Origin of the sequence: Synergistes jonesii (assembly GCF_000712295.1) — a bacterium.
In the GTDB taxonomy this organism is placed as follows: domain Bacteria; phylum Synergistota; class Synergistia; order Synergistales; family Synergistaceae; genus Synergistes; species Synergistes jonesii.
Genome location: NZ_JMKI01000054.1, coordinates 96932 through 112667, shown reverse-complemented (window position 1 = coordinate 112667; position 15736 = coordinate 96932). Strand labels below are relative to the sequence as shown.

At 42.7% G+C, this 15736-nt stretch carries 15 protein-coding genes and 1 pseudogene; 4 read left to right on the top strand and 12 right to left on the bottom strand.

Annotation, left to right across the window (positions count from 1 at the left end; all coding sequences use genetic code 11):
• On the top strand, nucleotides 1-362 hold a 362-nt coding region (locus EH55_RS12825), incomplete at its 5' end, for a transposase (RefSeq protein ID WP_037978571.1).
• 143 nt (nucleotides 363-505) lie between these two features.
• On the opposite strand, the gene EH55_RS12820 is transcribed toward EH55_RS12825, so the two are convergent.
• The 8 genes from EH55_RS12820 to EH55_RS12785 all read right to left on the bottom strand — a co-directional run bounded on the left by EH55_RS12820 (nucleotide 506) and on the right by EH55_RS12785 (nucleotide 8969).
• Nucleotides 506-1705 carry a M20/M25/M40 family metallo-hydrolase gene (locus EH55_RS12820; RefSeq protein ID WP_051682918.1) on the bottom strand — a complete coding sequence of 400 codons (1200 nt, stop codon included), beginning with the start codon at nucleotides 1703-1705 and terminating at the stop codon, nucleotides 506-508.
• A gap of 174 nt (nucleotides 1706-1879) precedes the next feature.
• Nucleotides 1880-2518, bottom strand: a complete 639-nt coding sequence (locus EH55_RS12815) for a corrinoid protein (RefSeq protein WP_037978568.1) — start codon at nucleotides 2516-2518, stop codon at nucleotides 1880-1882.
• A gap of 21 nt (nucleotides 2519-2539) precedes the next feature.
• Nucleotides 2540-3826 (bottom strand): TRAP transporter large permease, encoded by a 1287-nt coding sequence (locus EH55_RS12810; protein ID WP_037978565.1) that lies wholly within the window; start codon nucleotides 3824-3826, stop codon nucleotides 2540-2542.
• Nucleotides 3827-3842: 16 nt separating this feature from the next.
• Nucleotides 3843-4343 (bottom strand): TRAP transporter small permease, encoded by a 501-nt coding sequence (locus EH55_RS12805; protein WP_037978561.1) that lies wholly within the window; start codon nucleotides 4341-4343, stop codon nucleotides 3843-3845.
• Between the two features lie 109 nt (nucleotides 4344-4452).
• Entirely contained in the window at nucleotides 4453-5466 is a 1014-nt protein-coding gene (gene dctP / locus EH55_RS12800; protein ID WP_037978558.1) for a TRAP transporter substrate-binding protein DctP, read from the bottom strand.
• 43 nt (nucleotides 5467-5509) lie between these two features.
• Entirely contained in the window at nucleotides 5510-6295 is a 786-nt protein-coding gene (locus EH55_RS12795; protein WP_037978555.1) for an aspartate/glutamate racemase family protein, read from the bottom strand.
• Between the two features lie 24 nt (nucleotides 6296-6319).
• Nucleotides 6320-7747, bottom strand: coding sequence for a trimethylamine methyltransferase family protein (locus EH55_RS12790; RefSeq protein WP_051682917.1), 1428 nt, complete (start codon nucleotides 7745-7747; stop codon nucleotides 6320-6322).
• A 25-nt stretch (nucleotides 7748-7772) separates the two neighbouring features.
• Complete coding sequence (locus tag EH55_RS12785) at nucleotides 7773-8969, bottom strand: NAD/NADP-dependent octopine/nopaline dehydrogenase family protein (RefSeq protein WP_037978552.1); 1197 nt, start codon at nucleotides 8967-8969, stop codon at nucleotides 7773-7775.
• 351 nt (nucleotides 8970-9320) lie between these two features.
• On the opposite strand from EH55_RS12785, the gene EH55_RS12780 reads away from it, so the two are divergent.
• The gene (locus tag EH55_RS12780) at nucleotides 9321-10205 is read left to right on the top strand and encodes a MurR/RpiR family transcriptional regulator (RefSeq protein WP_037978549.1); all 885 of its coding nucleotides are present in this window, start codon (nucleotides 9321-9323) and stop codon (nucleotides 10203-10205) included.
• Between the two features lie 481 nt (nucleotides 10206-10686).
• Here EH55_RS12780 and EH55_RS14500 read toward each other — a convergent pair whose 3' ends face one another.
• The 4 genes and pseudogenes from EH55_RS14500 to EH55_RS12765 form a co-directional block, all read right to left on the bottom strand.
• Complete coding sequence (locus tag EH55_RS14500) at nucleotides 10687-10842, bottom strand: hypothetical protein (protein ID WP_160170753.1); 156 nt, start codon at nucleotides 10840-10842, stop codon at nucleotides 10687-10689.
• An 87-nt stretch (nucleotides 10843-10929) separates the two neighbouring features.
• Entirely contained in the window at nucleotides 10930-11253 is a 324-nt protein-coding gene (locus EH55_RS12775; RefSeq protein WP_236617139.1) for a GLUG motif-containing protein, read from the bottom strand.
• Nucleotides 11254-11437: 184 nt separating this feature from the next.
• Nucleotides 11438-11758: pseudogene (locus EH55_RS14905) on the bottom strand (GLUG motif-containing protein); the annotation flags it as partial.
• Nucleotides 11759-11785: 27 nt separating this feature from the next.
• Nucleotides 11786-11971 carry a hypothetical protein gene (locus EH55_RS12765; protein ID WP_037978540.1) on the bottom strand — a complete coding sequence of 62 codons (186 nt, stop codon included), beginning with the start codon at nucleotides 11969-11971 and terminating at the stop codon, nucleotides 11786-11788.
• 871 nt (nucleotides 11972-12842) lie between these two features.
• Between EH55_RS12765 and EH55_RS12760 the strand changes: the two genes are divergently transcribed.
• Complete coding sequence (locus tag EH55_RS12760) at nucleotides 12843-14078, top strand: saccharopine dehydrogenase family protein (protein WP_037978537.1); 1236 nt, start codon at nucleotides 12843-12845, stop codon at nucleotides 14076-14078.
• A 33-nt stretch (nucleotides 14079-14111) separates the two neighbouring features.
• Nucleotides 14112-15656 carry a Na+/H+ antiporter NhaC family protein gene (locus EH55_RS12755; protein ID WP_037978534.1) on the top strand — a complete coding sequence of 515 codons (1545 nt, stop codon included), beginning with the start codon at nucleotides 14112-14114 and terminating at the stop codon, nucleotides 15654-15656.
• The last annotated feature ends 80 nt before the right edge of the window (nucleotides 15657-15736 follow it).

The window sequence follows — 15736 nt, the reverse complement described above, 5'->3', positions numbered from 1 at the left end:
CACTGGAGCAGGCCGAGGAAGGGCTTGACAGACTTGAAGAGAAGTGGGGCTCGAAATACCCGTCTTCGGTAGCGAGCTGGCGGAACAACTGGCCTCAGTTATCCGCTTATTTCAAGTATCCCTATGAGCTGCGCCGGATGATCTATACGACAAACCAGATCGAGAACTACAACCGGCAGCTCAGGAAAGTGACAAAAACACGTACGATCTTCCCCTCAGACGACGCCCTTCTCAAGCTCCTTTATCTTGCGACGATGGACATCACTGAAAAGTGGACCGGCAGGGACAGGGACTGGAGTAAAATTCTGTCACAGCTGTGCATTTACTTTGAGGAACGCATAGAACCCGGAGATCTGGAATAGCCCTAAACGCCTATAAGAAAAGTCCGGGCTGCAGTCCATTGACAGCCCGGATAGCGTATGTCATTATGGTGATACTGAAGCAGTAACGGTAACCCTTTGATGTCTTACATCGATCCAGGGGCAAGGGGTTTACACAGAATAAGTTACACTACCATTTTTCCTGTTTTCACATCAGAAAATAAATTATCCATAATTTTATTGTAATTACCGTTAAATTCATTTCCGAGGTTTTGCTGAACATCTTTTAAAAACTCTCCTATACTGATAACTTTGACAGACCATGGTAACCGCTGCTGTGGAACCCCTGTAACTTCACAAAAAGCGTCGTAGCTTTTTTGAGTATCATTAAGTACTTGTTTAAAAACACCCTCTGCGATAATTTTAATCTTATCCAATACTTCTTTCGGCGTCTGCTTCATGGTCTGAACGCTAATACACCCGTATGCAAACAACGGCATCGAAACGTCATAATGTTCTTTGCTATCTTTAAAATAGAGCCATGTAGGAGGGGGAGAAGCTTCTCCTGAAAATACGGTGTCACTGAAATTACTGTTTAACTCTGTTGCTCTTACAATTCCTGACATGACGTTCAGCGGGTTAAGCCCTTCAAATACCTTCCCAGCGTGAGCAAGGAATCCTCGGACATAGATAAATGGCATTAGCTTCCCAATTGAACCAATAGAAAACACTCCGATATCTTTTTGTTTTCTTTGATGTGGCTCAGAATTAATCATCAATTTATAATTTAAATTATATTTATTTTGTAATTCCCTTAATAACACCACGCCAGACCTCATTCCGGCGGAAAGGTTTTCTTCGTCTGGAAGAACCAACAATACTAAATTCCCTTTTAAATCACTGATCTTACTATAGTAATTCATCAGTGCGATTTGGATGGAGCCGCCTCCCTTCATATCACAGACGCCGCGTCCAAACAGATAGTCTCCGCTTTCTAAATCGTTGGATACATCCGCAGGCAAGGAAGCAATAATACAGCGCAGTTTTTTCTCTAATTCATACGGGCTTAAAGCATATTCTTTATAATTGCGGAAATCTTCTATACTAACAATATCACTGTGGTGGATAAGCACAACCGTCTCACAACCACTGCCTTTTACTAAGGCCCAGCTTACAGATCGGTTCAGCGGATCATCTTTTATCGGAAGAGTACCATAATAGTCTTCATTTTTTTGAAAATAAGGTTTATTACTAAAATAATATCGAAAAAAATCTTCTATATCTTTTTCTCCAACTGTATTGGTAAAACTTTTTATACGGACATACGGTATAAGAATTTTTTCAATTTCCTCGTTAATTCCTTTTATATCTAAATGTCTATTCACGATAATACCCTCCTAGTATTAAAATTTCTAAAAACAATGCAACTTTTCTCGTATAATACTAAGTTCATCATGTGCAATGGACTATAATGTCAGCAGCTGACAATGAGACATATGGCAGGGCTGAAAATATAATCAGGTCTTTGATAGTCTCTATTTTTTCGCCAGATTACATAGCTATGTTTTTTTAATGAGGCTTTTGGCAAGAAATACGGCCTCGTTGGAGTCCGCGGAATAATGCGCGCCTATTTTTTCTGCGTACATTGGAGAAAGAGGCGCTCCGCCAACCATAACCTTTATATTATCCAGCAATCCCTCTTCCTTAAGCGCATCCATAACATTCTTCATCGAGGCCATCGTAGTTGTCAGCATTGCCGAAAGCCCCAAAATGTCAGGGCGCAACTCTTTAACTTTTTCAATAATTTTAGCGGCTGGGATGTCGACCCCCAGATTAATTACCTCAAAGCCCGCACCCTCAAGCATCATTCCTACTAATTTGACGCCGATATCATGAAGATCCCCCTCTACGGTCACCATGAGAATCTTTCCAACGGATTGCACTCCGTCAGACAACAGCAAAGGTTTAATTATTTCCAACCCGGCCTGCATAGCTTTTGCTGCGACAAGAACTTCAGGCACAAACATCTCACCGTCTTTAAAAAGCAAACCGACTTTATCCATGCCTGAGATTAACCCTTTACTTAATATGTCTTTAGCTGAAACCCCATCGTCTATGGCCTTTCTGACGCCGTTCTTCACGTTATCGACAGCGCCGTCCGCAAGCGCCCCTGCTATTGTCTCTAAAATTTGCGACATATCAATTCCCTCTTCGTACATTTATCCAAGTATCAGTTTCGGGAGCCATGTTGATAAAATAGGGCAGTACGTTGTGAGAATAAGATTTGGTATCCAGCCAAAAATTATCAGATAGAAACATGGTTTCAGCATATCGCCCAGCGGAGCGTCTCCAAGGCGCGAGCCTAGATAGAGAAGAGGAGCGGCTGGAGGAGTAGTGTTGCCCATTCCAAGATTAACTGCAACAATCGCTGAAAAATGTATAGGATCAAAACCCAGCTTTAATATTATTGGGACAAGTATCGGGGTAACAAGGAGAATACCGCTGGTGTCGTCCATAATCATTCCAATGATAAATAAAAAAACATTAATCATCATCAAAATTACATATTTATTATCTGATACATATAGTAGCAAATCTACTATCTGATTAGGAACATCTTCCATAATATACAACTTGCTCAGTATCATAACAGAAAACAACATAAACATTATCGCTCCAGCATTAGCGGCGGAATCGACAAAGCAGTCTAAAATCTCTTTACATGTCGTTGTCTTATAGATATATAACCCTAGAGGAATGGCATAAATAGCGGCACACCCCGCTGCCTCCGTGGGCGTCATAAGACCGCTGTATATACCGCCTAAGACGATTATAGGCATCACGAAGGCCGGAAGCGCTTTTTTTGTCCTACGGCTGGATTCTTTTCTTTTTTCTTCTTTACTCATCTTTGGTATTCTTACCAAATCAACATTTCTCATTAAGAAACAGTTAATAAGAGAAAACTGAGCCGTTAATATTATGCCAGGAATAACGGAAGCGAGAAAACAGGCAAGCACAGACTGCCCTCCAAGCCATGCATAAAGAATCATCGTTCCGCTCGGCGGAATAAGCATGCCTAATGTGGCGGCATTAGAGAGTAATGCGGCGGAATGAGCTTTTGGATATCCTGCCTTTTCAAGCCGCGGAAACAATATAGAACCTATGCAGGAAATGGTTGCACTTGCGCTTCCAGTACATGAGCCGAACAACGCGCATGAAACAACCCCCACAACTCCCAGGCCAGCCTTTATCCTCGATGCTTTTAATTCTACAAGGTCAATAAGTTTATCGCCAATTTCACCTTTGCGCATCAGCTGACCGGCGAGTATGAACATTGCTATCGCAATCAGCACCATCGCTCCAGCCTTGTTGAAACCATAAGGAACAAGCTGCGCAGGGGAGTATCCGCCAATCACAAAGCATGCCGTAGAAGCAAGAAACGCCAGTGCTACTGGTATGCCAACAGCCAGAGCTATTAAAAGGACAATCATGGAAATTAATGTCATAGTTTAGCCACCAACCTTATGAGCATTTTAATAACTTACAGAACTTATAGGCATTAATCAGCGTATAAATGAAACCAAAGACAAATCCAGCTTCAACACCGATGTAAGATATCATGATAGGCAAGCGCAACCCTGGCGTAACAGGATTTACTTTCACTCCCCATCCAATCATAAGAAACCCCCAATACACAAACAAAAACGCTAAAATTACGGAGATGACGTTTGCCGCCGCATGTATATAATCTTTCACTTTTTGCCTGACAGGGAAAAGGTCTACCATATCCGCCTTTATTTCATACCCAAGCCTCACGCTGAAACCGGCTCCCATAAAGTAAAGGTAGTAGCCAGCCATTTGCACTAATTCTTCTAGTCCATACATATTGACATGCAAAACATATCTGCATATTATCGACGTTCCTAAGAGTGCCAGAACCGTAGCTGTAGAGATAATCAAAACGCCCTTTTGTATAATATCTAATGCACCAATAAATTTATAGCCAAACGAAGTTTTTGTCATTACAGTTTCATCTCCTCTTTATGGCTAAAATATAATATGTATGTATAAATGCGGCGCATACATAACCAATCAAAAATTGATAACAAACGCGCCGCGTAGAAGCAAAACCTTATTTTATATTGAACTCTTTAACAAGCTCTTTATATAAATTCTCGCCTAAGTCAGGTTTCATCTGTTCCCACACGACGGATCTCACATGTTCCGCAGTTTTCGAAAGTTCTTCTTCTGTATATGTATAAACCTTTATGCCAGATTTCTTCATAAGGTCTATATACTTTTGATCCTCTGCTTCGGCCGACTCGAAACTTCTTTTATTTTGCCTCTCTATCGCTTCTGTAACTATTTTCTGTTGCTCTGGTGTAAACTTTTTCCATGTTGTTTCGCTTATTAGAACCTGATCTGCGTTGACCTCATTATTAATCTGGTAATAATATTTAACGACATCCCTGAAGCCGGTATAGTTATATGCAGGGTTTCCACCGACCCATCCGTCTGCTACACCAGTCTGGAGAGATACGTAAAGTTCGGCATACGGAATAGTTACGCTTCTGAAGTTTAGAGATTCCACTAAATATCTTGAATGAGCGATGGGTGAACAGCGAAGAACTATATTCTTAGGCACTGCAAAATCCAAAATATTCTTTACCGGTTTTGTCGTACCCACGCCGCCGAATCCATTCATGAAAAACCCCATAAATCTCACACCTTTTTCCTTATGCGCAGCAATCATCGTTTTGACAAGCCATCCATTCTTGTCGAAAACGCGTTTGGCATCATTCCAGCCTTTTGCAGGGTATGGCATCCATGGAAGAACAAACCTGGTGTCCACGTGCGTAGGAGCGGTGATCATCGCCATGTCGAGGTCACCGCGCATAAGTTCCTCATACATGAGAACATAGTCTCCGAGCTGGCTTGCAGGATATGTACGGGCTTTTATCGCTCCGTTGGTTTTTGTCTCAATTTCTTTAGCTATTTCATTAATAGCTATAGAACCCATCTGGTCTACAGGGACCTGCCCGCCAATACGAACAAGCAAAGGTTTTGCTTCACCTATACCTACAAAACCAATTAAGAATGAAATGCATACCGCTATCGTACAAACTGCGAATATTTTTTTTGACATGTCAATTCCTCCGTTTAGTTTTTTATTGTATTACTATGAAAAATTAAATATTACCGTAAAAATCTCTGTGTCTCGTAATTAGATAGGCATAATCCATTAATGTCGCCCAACTGAAAATTGGTATATCTATTTCTCTTTGTATAGCACGTGCAAAAGGCGGAAATCCAGTGCATTCCAATACCATGGCTCCCATATTTGGGTATCCCCTGTAAAAATCAACCGCACACTTTACGAAATCTCTTTCTGCTTCTTTATAACTTGCGCGTGCCGGCCCTTCTCTGAAGCGATAGTCCCATAAAAGATGAAACTGATGACAATTGCCGCCATCCATGGCGCCTTCAACAACATAATTTGTATTCAATTCTACGCCTACGTTTGTAAGATGTTTCTCCAGCATTTCAGCTTTGCCAGACATCAAAACACCCACAACTTTTTTTGCTCCAATTACAGACTGAGCCCATCTTATTTGCAGCAAACTGGACATGAATGCTGGAATATTTACTGCGTCAGCCACTTCTCTTTGAAAATACGAAAAGTAACCGCACTCACCGATCAGCGCCTTGCATCCCATTCTTTCCAGCTTTTTTGCAGCCTTGATAATCCTCGCAAGGTACTGTTCTTTGTTTTCCGATCGAATCAGTCCTTGGATGTCCATTCCATCAACCACTTCGTACTGTATCGGATATGAAAATGCGCTCGGGTTTCTAACATCTCCTGGAAATGCAGGGTAAATCTCATCTACAAGGAGCACCCCTAATCCGGCGCCAGAACAGTATCGCCCCCTTTCTTCAACATAATCTATATCTCTGTCTCTTGGAAGATAATACATAATATCCCCTCCCTGTATAAATTATTATGATGCAGACTTCCTCCAACATTTTTCTGCGGATTTAATAGCCTCAATCTGAGCTTCAGAGTACGATGGTGGAACAAAATTTTTTATTAATTTCTGTGTTTCCTTTCTTAACTTCTCGGCCATGTTGTTGGGTGTCTCATAAGAAACATCCCTTGTAAAGAACTTTGAATATTTAATTTTCTTGAAATTAGTAAGGGTATCGTCGTGGGTAAGATAATGTCCTGAAGGACCTGTTTCTCTTATAAGCTCAAACCTGTAATCCTCATAGTTGAAATTAATTTTTTGTTTAAATATTCTCAAATTATCAATCATATCGTTGCACATAACAAGAAATTCCGGAGAGAGCACTACGTTATGACAAAGAGTGCCTACATCGTGCACAAAATTTATCTTGCCAGCCATACTGGACATGAAGCACATCATGCTTTCGGCCCCCGCCTGAAAGTCTAATGTCCCTGCATCTGTCGTACCACCCGTTCCGTAAAACGGCAAGCCAAAGTAGTCTGCCATTTCCGACGAAACGAGCACTCCGTGATGGAATTCCGCTGCACCATAGGCTCCGACAGTAGTTTTCATGTCAAAAACCGAAGGCATACAGCCCATGATGAAGGGTGCTCCTGGTACACAACTCTGGTGAATAACAAGCCCTGAAAGTATTTCCGCCATACTCTGGACCATAGCACCCCCGAATGTGATCGGTGCTGTTCCTCCCCTCATGCAGTATGGCATATAAACTACAGGCACGCCCGCCCTTGCACAGACATCAAGTTTGTCACATCCATCTCCGCTGTGAAAAAGTGGAGACACCGGTTCGCTATAACCGAATAAAAATGGCTTTTTCTTTAAATTTTCGCTACCACCTGAAAAATCCGCAGCAAGCTGTATTATATCTTTATAGCTTTCCGCAGTATCTGCGCAAAAGTTGAGAACTTTAGTAGTGTTTGCAAGGGCGATTGAAAACGCAAAACGGCTGCCCAGTCTGGTGTCTATATCGGATATCATGCCAACCGCATCGATAAAATCTATATTGGGAAGCATCTCTGTAAGCATAGACATCACGAGGACCGATTCTCTATTACATGGGGTAATGCCACCGTTGAAAGGATCAAGATATTTTACACTGTCAGTTCCGGAACCAAAGTAGACGCTTCTGCCGTCAAGAAGCATGGCTTCTTCTCCTGTTGTCCTGTATATCTTAAAGACGCTCGGCGATGTTTTTAGCGCAGATGAGACCATTTCGTCGGTAATATATACTACTTCTCCGCAAACTCTGGCACCGTTACTGCCGAGACGTTTTCTTGCCGATGCCGAGCCGACTCGTACACCAATCTCCCGTAATATTCTCAAAGAGACATCGTATATTTCGTCTTTCTGCCTCGGCTGGAGCTGCCTCCATATTTCAGGGTTTGCATTGCAAATTGCCATACGAATCAACCTCCTTATAACCTGGCTATATCCTACCCTCTCTGAGATATGTTAGAAGCTGCTCTTTATCCATTCCTTTTATACCGAGATATTCAAGATCGAAACCCTCTTTAAAGTAATCAACCCCATTCATTGTGCCAGCCAAAACCATCATGCTGTCGATTATAGGCGTCTCAACCCCCATGAGTCGGGCCAGTTCTTTATATATTTTGCATCCAACGGGAACATCTTCTGTAATATAGCGGCTTTTGAGGGTAAAACGATCATTTTTGTTGTAAACCATCCCTATTACTTCGGGAAGATTCTTGTCAAGTGGGGTTCTGTAGCCTTTGCCAAGGCATTCCTCGCCAAGTAGACTCATACGAGAGAAAAATACATCTTCTGGATAAGTCTGAATGCCAACACCTAGCGCTTCGGCTATCTTGACCTCTTCAAGATAGAAAGCATACTGAACTTTTGATATATTTTCCGAAAAAGCATAGTGATATATACAGTAATAAACATCCATTGCTCCAACATAGTCGATTTTACCCCAATTATCTATAGCACCAGCGTTAAGAAGAGTAGCGGGAACATGAAGGATTGGGTTGACATTGCAGAAGCCGGTATCAAGCACCGTATCCCCGGCAACAAATGTAACGGAATCCATTGGTGCGAATTCCTTCATCGCGTTAAAGAATTGTTCTCTGTCGCCGCTGGGCAGGCTATCGCCGCGCAGAGATACAGCCCGATATGAGAGGGCAACTCTATTCAGCGACCCATAATCGAGAATCCTGGCGCCATATGGCAGACTTGACCATCCCCCGATAATTATCTTTTTGGAGCACCCCATTTCGCGCATGAGTCTGCGGAGAATAAGCGTACCATAGTTGTCAGGATAGAGGACTACCACCTGCCCATCTTCAAAATGAGGGATCATAGCACGGAAAAATTTTTCAAAACCTACTGCTTGTACAGACAACGCGATAATTTCCGCGCCTTTCATGGCTTTAGCTATATCTGTAGTTACCATATCAAGTTTAGCAATACCTTCACGATGAAAATTTTTCGCGTTTACCTGCGTTCCAACAACCTCTATAGTTTTTGACTTTTTGAGGGCACTAAGAGATTCCGCAAATTCAGGGAATTCAAAAAGGCGTACAGGATGTCCACCAAGAGCCGCATCCGCGGCAAGGGCGCGCCCAGAATTTCCTGCGCCGAGAACAGCAACGGTTTTCTTCATAATTCCAACACCTCTGATAATAAATGAATTAAATTATGTCATTTTATTTATGACGATTTTATTGTCTTTATTTTATCATAGATAAAATTTATGTCAATACAATTTTTATATAATAACAGCAATAACATTCGCACTTTATATAATAATACTTACAATAATATATTAAGTTTGTTAATATCAAGATTTTTCATTATAATATTAAATTTTCACAGAAATAACTCTGAATATTCTGAATTATAATGCATAGAAATTTTAGGAGGCGAAGCAATCAGGTATAACATTAAGATGGCAGCTTGTATTATAATTTACTTGGAATTAAATATTGATGGAGGAAAAGTTTAATAATATGCCATGAAATGCAAACCAGTTATAGAAGTATTACATAAAAATGCCGCGCAGCTGACTAATAAGCAGCGCCAGGTTGGAAGTTATATTATTGCTAATTACCAAAAGGTCGCTTTTATGAATTCGCGTGATTTAGCGAGAAATGCAGATGTCAGTGAATCTACTGTAGTACGCTTAATTTCTAGGCTCGGGTATTCCAGATATACAGACTTTCAAAAAGAATTGCAGAACATACTGCGAAGTCATATAAATAGTTTAGAAACGCTGGAGAGGTATGAGGCACCTCCTGATAATAAGAGAAATGCTTTTTACGATGTCTTCTCACTGGAACAGACGGTAATTTCAGAAGCTCTGGAAAATATTGATGAAAACATTTTTAACTCCGCAGTTGAGCTACTCTGCGATAAACAATATGTTGTTCTGCTTGGCTCAGGCGGAGACGAAGTTGTCGCCGGTTATGCCAGTAAATTCATGCACCTTTTCAGAAGCGGCATCATAGATCTTTATATTCCCGATGATATAAGACTTGTGCAATGCATGAATGTGTGCAATAAGGAAAATGCAGTTGTTTTAGCTTACAGTACTCCCAGGTACTATAAGAGGGCTTTGAACCTTGCGTCAGACCTTAGAGATAAAGGTATAAAAATTATAGGTGTAACCGACAGCAAACTTGCACCCCTCGCGCCATTGTCTGATTGTCTATTCGTGACCCCAATAAGATATATAACCATGGTAGATCCTCTGTGCTCAGTAATGGCACTAACTCACGCGTTTTTAAACGGCATTGCTGCTAGAAATCCGGAAAAAGTAAGGGAAAGAGTTTCAGCATATTATGAATACACTAAACGTATGGATATCTGCGTAATGGACAACATAGCAGTATGTATTTAGCCCCCAACTTTCAGAACTAAGTAAGATAGAAGAGTAAGAAGAGGAATTCAAAATGAGATATAAAATAGCCAGCATCAGCCCCCCTCTCGGTAGTGTGTTTTGGAAAACAGGGGTGCAAAATAAAGTCTGTAAATCCGGACTTCCTGTGATAAGTCTGAGGGCTGATGAGCTGAACCAATGGAGCTCAGAGCGTCAGCCCTCGTTTAATATATAACGCAAGGCTTACAGGTATGTCAAGGGTAGACGTGTGCTTCCGCCTGTTTTGAGTATGGATTTTGAGTACGCGTTTCTCAATCCTGGAGCCGGTCCTCGTACATGATTGCCAGATCTTCCGTATACCTGCCTGCCATAACAAAGGCCTCCTATGAAATATAGTGTATATTATAGGAGACCTATAAGCTATCTGTATTTTTAGCTATTTACAAAAACTTTCATACACTCTATCCGGCGCCAGCATGGTCGGCGGCATCGTCGGCTACACCTACCACAACAGCGTCGTTACATCCTGCACGGAGGAGACGGCAGGCACATCCCACCAGGTCGGCGCGGCGGAAGCGGAGACGGTCGTGTCTTTGAGGGAGGTAAGATAAAGATAAAGGCATGCCGGAGAAGGCCAGATAGAAGTGGATAGCACCATAATTTAAAGGGCCGCCCATTCGGACGGCCCCGCAATCGTTCTGCAACACCCTCAGCATCGGATGCGACAGGCCAGGGACGTAAGCGATTATCCGTCCTGATCCGCGCTCTCGTACATGCGGTCGGTCGTGCCGACCTCGGCTACCGAGGGCTTGCCGTCGATAAGTACCTTCACCTTCGCCCTCGTCGCTTCGTCATACGAGCTATCCTCATTGCTGCGCCCGAGGATAGTACCGGGGGTCACGGCGCCGTCGATGGTGCCGGATACGGAGCAGTTCGTGATCTTAAAGGCCGTCTCCTTGCCGTAGTAGTAAAGGCCGGTGCCGACGAGGCCGCCGACGTGCGTCGCATCCTTTGCGTCGATGTCTATCTTCACGGAGCAGCCGTCTATAACCGCTGGATAGTTTGCCACAGAGAACCTTGCCTTGTCCGGGTGCGTTCCGGAATAGCCGCACAGGCCGCCGATGGCGTGCACGCCGTTCGTCGCAGCGATCGTCACATCGGCCGTGCAGTTTGTTGATGATGCGGTCGGGAAAGCTGTTGTTGCCTATAAGCTCGACCACGACGCCATCAGCCCGGCAGCCGCTGACGGAGCCGTATTCATTGCCGCCGATTATGCCACCGACGCAGTTGTTGCCGAGGATGGAGGAACTACCGGTCAGCGCGACGTTCTCCACTGTGCCAATGTTGTAGCCGACGACCCCGCCGATCGCCGTCGACTTTTTCTCGAGCTCGGCGACATGTGTGACGTGCACTAACGAATCGGCGACGTTAAGGTTTCTAATAGTGCCGCCGCTGACGCCGAAGAGACCGGCGCCGATGAAGGAGTCCGTCTCGAAGGTCAGGTTGGAGATCGCGTGGCCGCCTCCGTCTAAAGTGCCGCGGAAGAAGGTCGATTGTTTCTCGTAATCGTTCATATTGCCGATCGGCGTCCACTTACGCCATTAAGAGCCATTAAGATCTATGTCGGAGATTAGCCTGACGTACCGCGTATCGTCGTTGACGCTCGTGGCAAAGGCCAGCAGTTCCGCCGCGTTAGCGATCCGGTAAGGGTCCTCCGCGGTGCCAGAGCCGCCGGCGAGCATAACAGCCAGCATGAGAAAAACCAACAATGCCGTTAATCTCTTCATCTGTACCACCCCACGCTGAGATAATTTAGCTAGCCAAAGCTAACTATTGACGCCAGTATATTCCCCGCATAAAGCGTTGCCAAGGCTGTTTGCCGCGGACGTTCAGTCCGGATGTAAGTTTTCAATAGAAGCGTTGAGGTGTTTCAGTATCTTTTTCAGCTTATAGGCGCAGCTGGTCATCAGAGTACTTATCTCTACTTTTTTCTGCCTTTCAGGTAATTACGGTCCATCCCACAATCGCTTTTCAGGTGCCCTATTATCGGCTCTATGGCGTTTCTTCGTTTGAGCGTTCTCACAAGTCTTACGGAGGACTCTCTGTTCATGCCCGGAATGTGGACCGCGCAGGAAATGGAATCTCTTTATATCTGTATTTGTCTCTGTAGCCTTTGCCTTTATTAGCATGATTTTTTCTGATAATTACAAACTTTATATGTATATTTTACTCCATTATTACGAGTTTTCACAGATTATTGCTACGTTTATGGACTTTTTCAGCAACAATTGATGTAGTAGCTGTAAGTATTATTACCAAGTAGAAAATTATACAAAAAGACATAAAATGTATACATCTATATGTTTTAAAATTATACTATGTATCCTATTTTTCAAACCAATTATTATACATATAACAATATCATGAATTTTTTATAAAAATAGTTTTTGTGAATTTTTAAGTAATATTATCAACATTGCTATTTATAACAAATAAAAATCACGTATAAGCAAGTTTTATTTTATTAAAATAAAACAATTCATATTTTTATCTTATGCCATCCACAAAAAACAATATATATACCACTTGACAATAACGTGGTATATAATAAAATTACGCATAGGCAAATGGATACAATTTAATATTAGGGGTGTTAAAATGAATATGAAAAAGAAAGCCCTTCTAATGGGTTTTGGTTTACAAGGACATGGCGCGCTATATGACTTAATTAAATTTGGCGACTTTGAAGAAATTCGTGTCCTCGACAACAGGGAGGACTTAGAAGAAGCTCTGAATAAATTTGATTCTGTGTCGCCGGCTATTGTGCCTATAAAGGGTACCATTACAGATAGGCCTCTTTTAGAATCCGCAATACGAGGCGTCGATATAGTAATTTGCCTTCTTCCAAGAGATTTTGCCCTGCCAATGGCAGAACTTGCCGTGGAGATGGGGACAAATTACACTTGTGCTTCATATATGGGAAATTTTTGTAACGATGAGGAGTCGCGCCAGCGGCAAAAAAAGCGCTTGGAGAAGCTTGCATGCGAGGCAAAAAGAAAGAAGATAACTGTTCTCACTCAATGCGGTCTTGATCCCGGACTTGATTTGCTGTTGGCTGGCGAGGCGGTGCGGCAGTATGACAGTGTGGAAGATTTTATTTCTTATGGGGCAGGCTTCCCAGATATTAAGGCCGCCGATAATCCTATTTCTTATAAGTTTACATGGACCGTCGAGGGGGTAATGCGCTCATACTATCGCCCTGCCAGAATCATAAAAGACAGCAAAGTCGTGGATATAGAACCAGGTGAAATATTTTTTGATAAGAACATTCATACTCTTTCGATAGACGAACTTGGCGGGGTCCTGGAATGTTTCCCTAACGGTGATTCTGCAGCTCTTGCAGAAGAGCTCGGTATAAGAAATCAAGTTCGGTCAATGGGCCGTTATGTCTGCCGTTGGAAAGGGCACTGTGCTTTTTGGCGCGTCTTTGCAAACTGTGGCTTTTTGAAAGATGAAAAAGTTACCGTGCACGGTGTGTCAGTAGATAAAATCCCCTTTATTGCCGCAATACTTTCAGCTGAGCCACAATTTTTTTATAAAGACGATGAACAGGATGTAACACTGACGCGCGTAGATGTAAAGGGAATGAGGGGGGGTAAAAAGGTTCGCATAATATATCAAATAATAGATAAAAAAGATTTAACTAGCGGATATACGTCAATGACGAGAACAGTCGGTTTTGTTGTAAGTATGGGGGCAATGATGGCACTCAATGGCGAACTGGGAGAAGGGGGAATGATAACACCTGTAGAGATGCCATTTATCAAAACTGTAAAGGAATTGGAAAAACGGGGAATAATCGTAACGCACAAGGAATACGAATTAGATGAGTAAATAATCTATCCGCAAAAGAAAGGAATGAGGTTAATGGAGAATTTTGGTTTTCTATCTATATTGCCGCCAGCCCTTGCTATAATATTAGCAATTGTGACAAAGAATGTTTTGGTATCACTTTTTACAAGTATTTTGCTGGGGACAGTAATCCTTTTCAATGGAAATATTTTCTACGCAGTGCCAGCAGTATTCAGGGATGTTTTATTCAAACAAGCGGCTGATGGTTATAACGCTAGCGTGATTGTACTCGTACTTTTTATCGGAGGAATGGTTATGCTGGTGACGAGCTCCGGCGGCGCGGAAGCATTGGCGTTGAGCGCCACGAAACGTATAAACAGCAGGGAAAAAGCCGTACTGGGAGCATGGATATTGGGGCTGATCATATGGTTTTCAGATTTTGCGAACGGTATGCTAGTCGGCCCTATATTCCAGCCGATCACAGATAAATTAAAGGTAAGCCGCGAAAAGCTTGCGTGGATCGTGGACGCTACTTCTGCTCCGGTCTGTATGCTTGTACCAATATCAGGTTTTGGCATCTTCGCAATGAGCTGCATGGAAAAGGAGTTTGCCGCTCACAATATACCGCTTTCCGTATGGGATGCTTTTCTTCAGACAATACCTCTACAGTTTTATTGCATTGGTACGCTCCTGCTGGTTCCTCTCATCGCTTTCTTAGGTATTGACTTTGGCCCGATGGCTAAAGCCGAAGAGCGCGTGATTACCACGGGGCAACTGCATTGGCCACATGCACAACCTATGGGGCTGGGGGACCCCCCGGCGCTCTCAAAGGATGCGAAGCCTAAGATGTCTTTAGTTGTTTTCCCAATATTGGCGCTCTTCGTTATATTCTTCGTAATTCTTATCGCCAATGGCTTTCCTTATAAAAAGACTTTAGGGATAAACATCCGAACCGGCCTTACAACAGGATATTTTATTGGAGGAATGATATGCTTTACACTCATGATATATTATAAAATACGCAACTTCAAAGAAACATTTGATATTTATATGAACGGGATGAAAAATAACCTTTTTCTCGTTATGACGTTGCTTTTTGCTTGGTCTTTGAGCTCTATATGCAAAGATTTGGGTACAGCTGGCTATATTGTCCATATGGTAGAGGGAAGCCTTCCGCCTTTTACGGTCGCGCCGATGTTCTTCTTTGCAGCATGTGTCATTAGCTTTGCTACCGGCACCTCCTACGGGACGATGGCTATTCTGGTTCCTATAGGGGTCCCAATGACGATAAGTCTTGGAGCCCCTATGATCGTTACTTTGGCCGCTATTTTCAGCGGAGCTATATTCGGCGATCATTGCTCACCAATTTCTGACACTACGTTGATAGCATCTATGGGGGCAGCGTGCGACCACATTGAACATGTAAAGACACAGTTGCCCTATTCCATTATGATAGGAGTTATCGGCCTTGTCGTATATACAATTTCTTATTGGGTCAGCAGCGCCGCCATATTGCTAGTATTTACAATTGTTTGTGTAGTAATCGTTACATTTCTCTGCAGCAAGCTGTGGGGAATAGGTGTGCATCAAAAAATTATGAAAGCTATGAATGATAAGTAAACATTTACAAATATTTAAGGGCGTCGGTTTCACTTTTTGCGAAACTGACGTCTTCTTTTTGTTGTATGTTATGATATGTA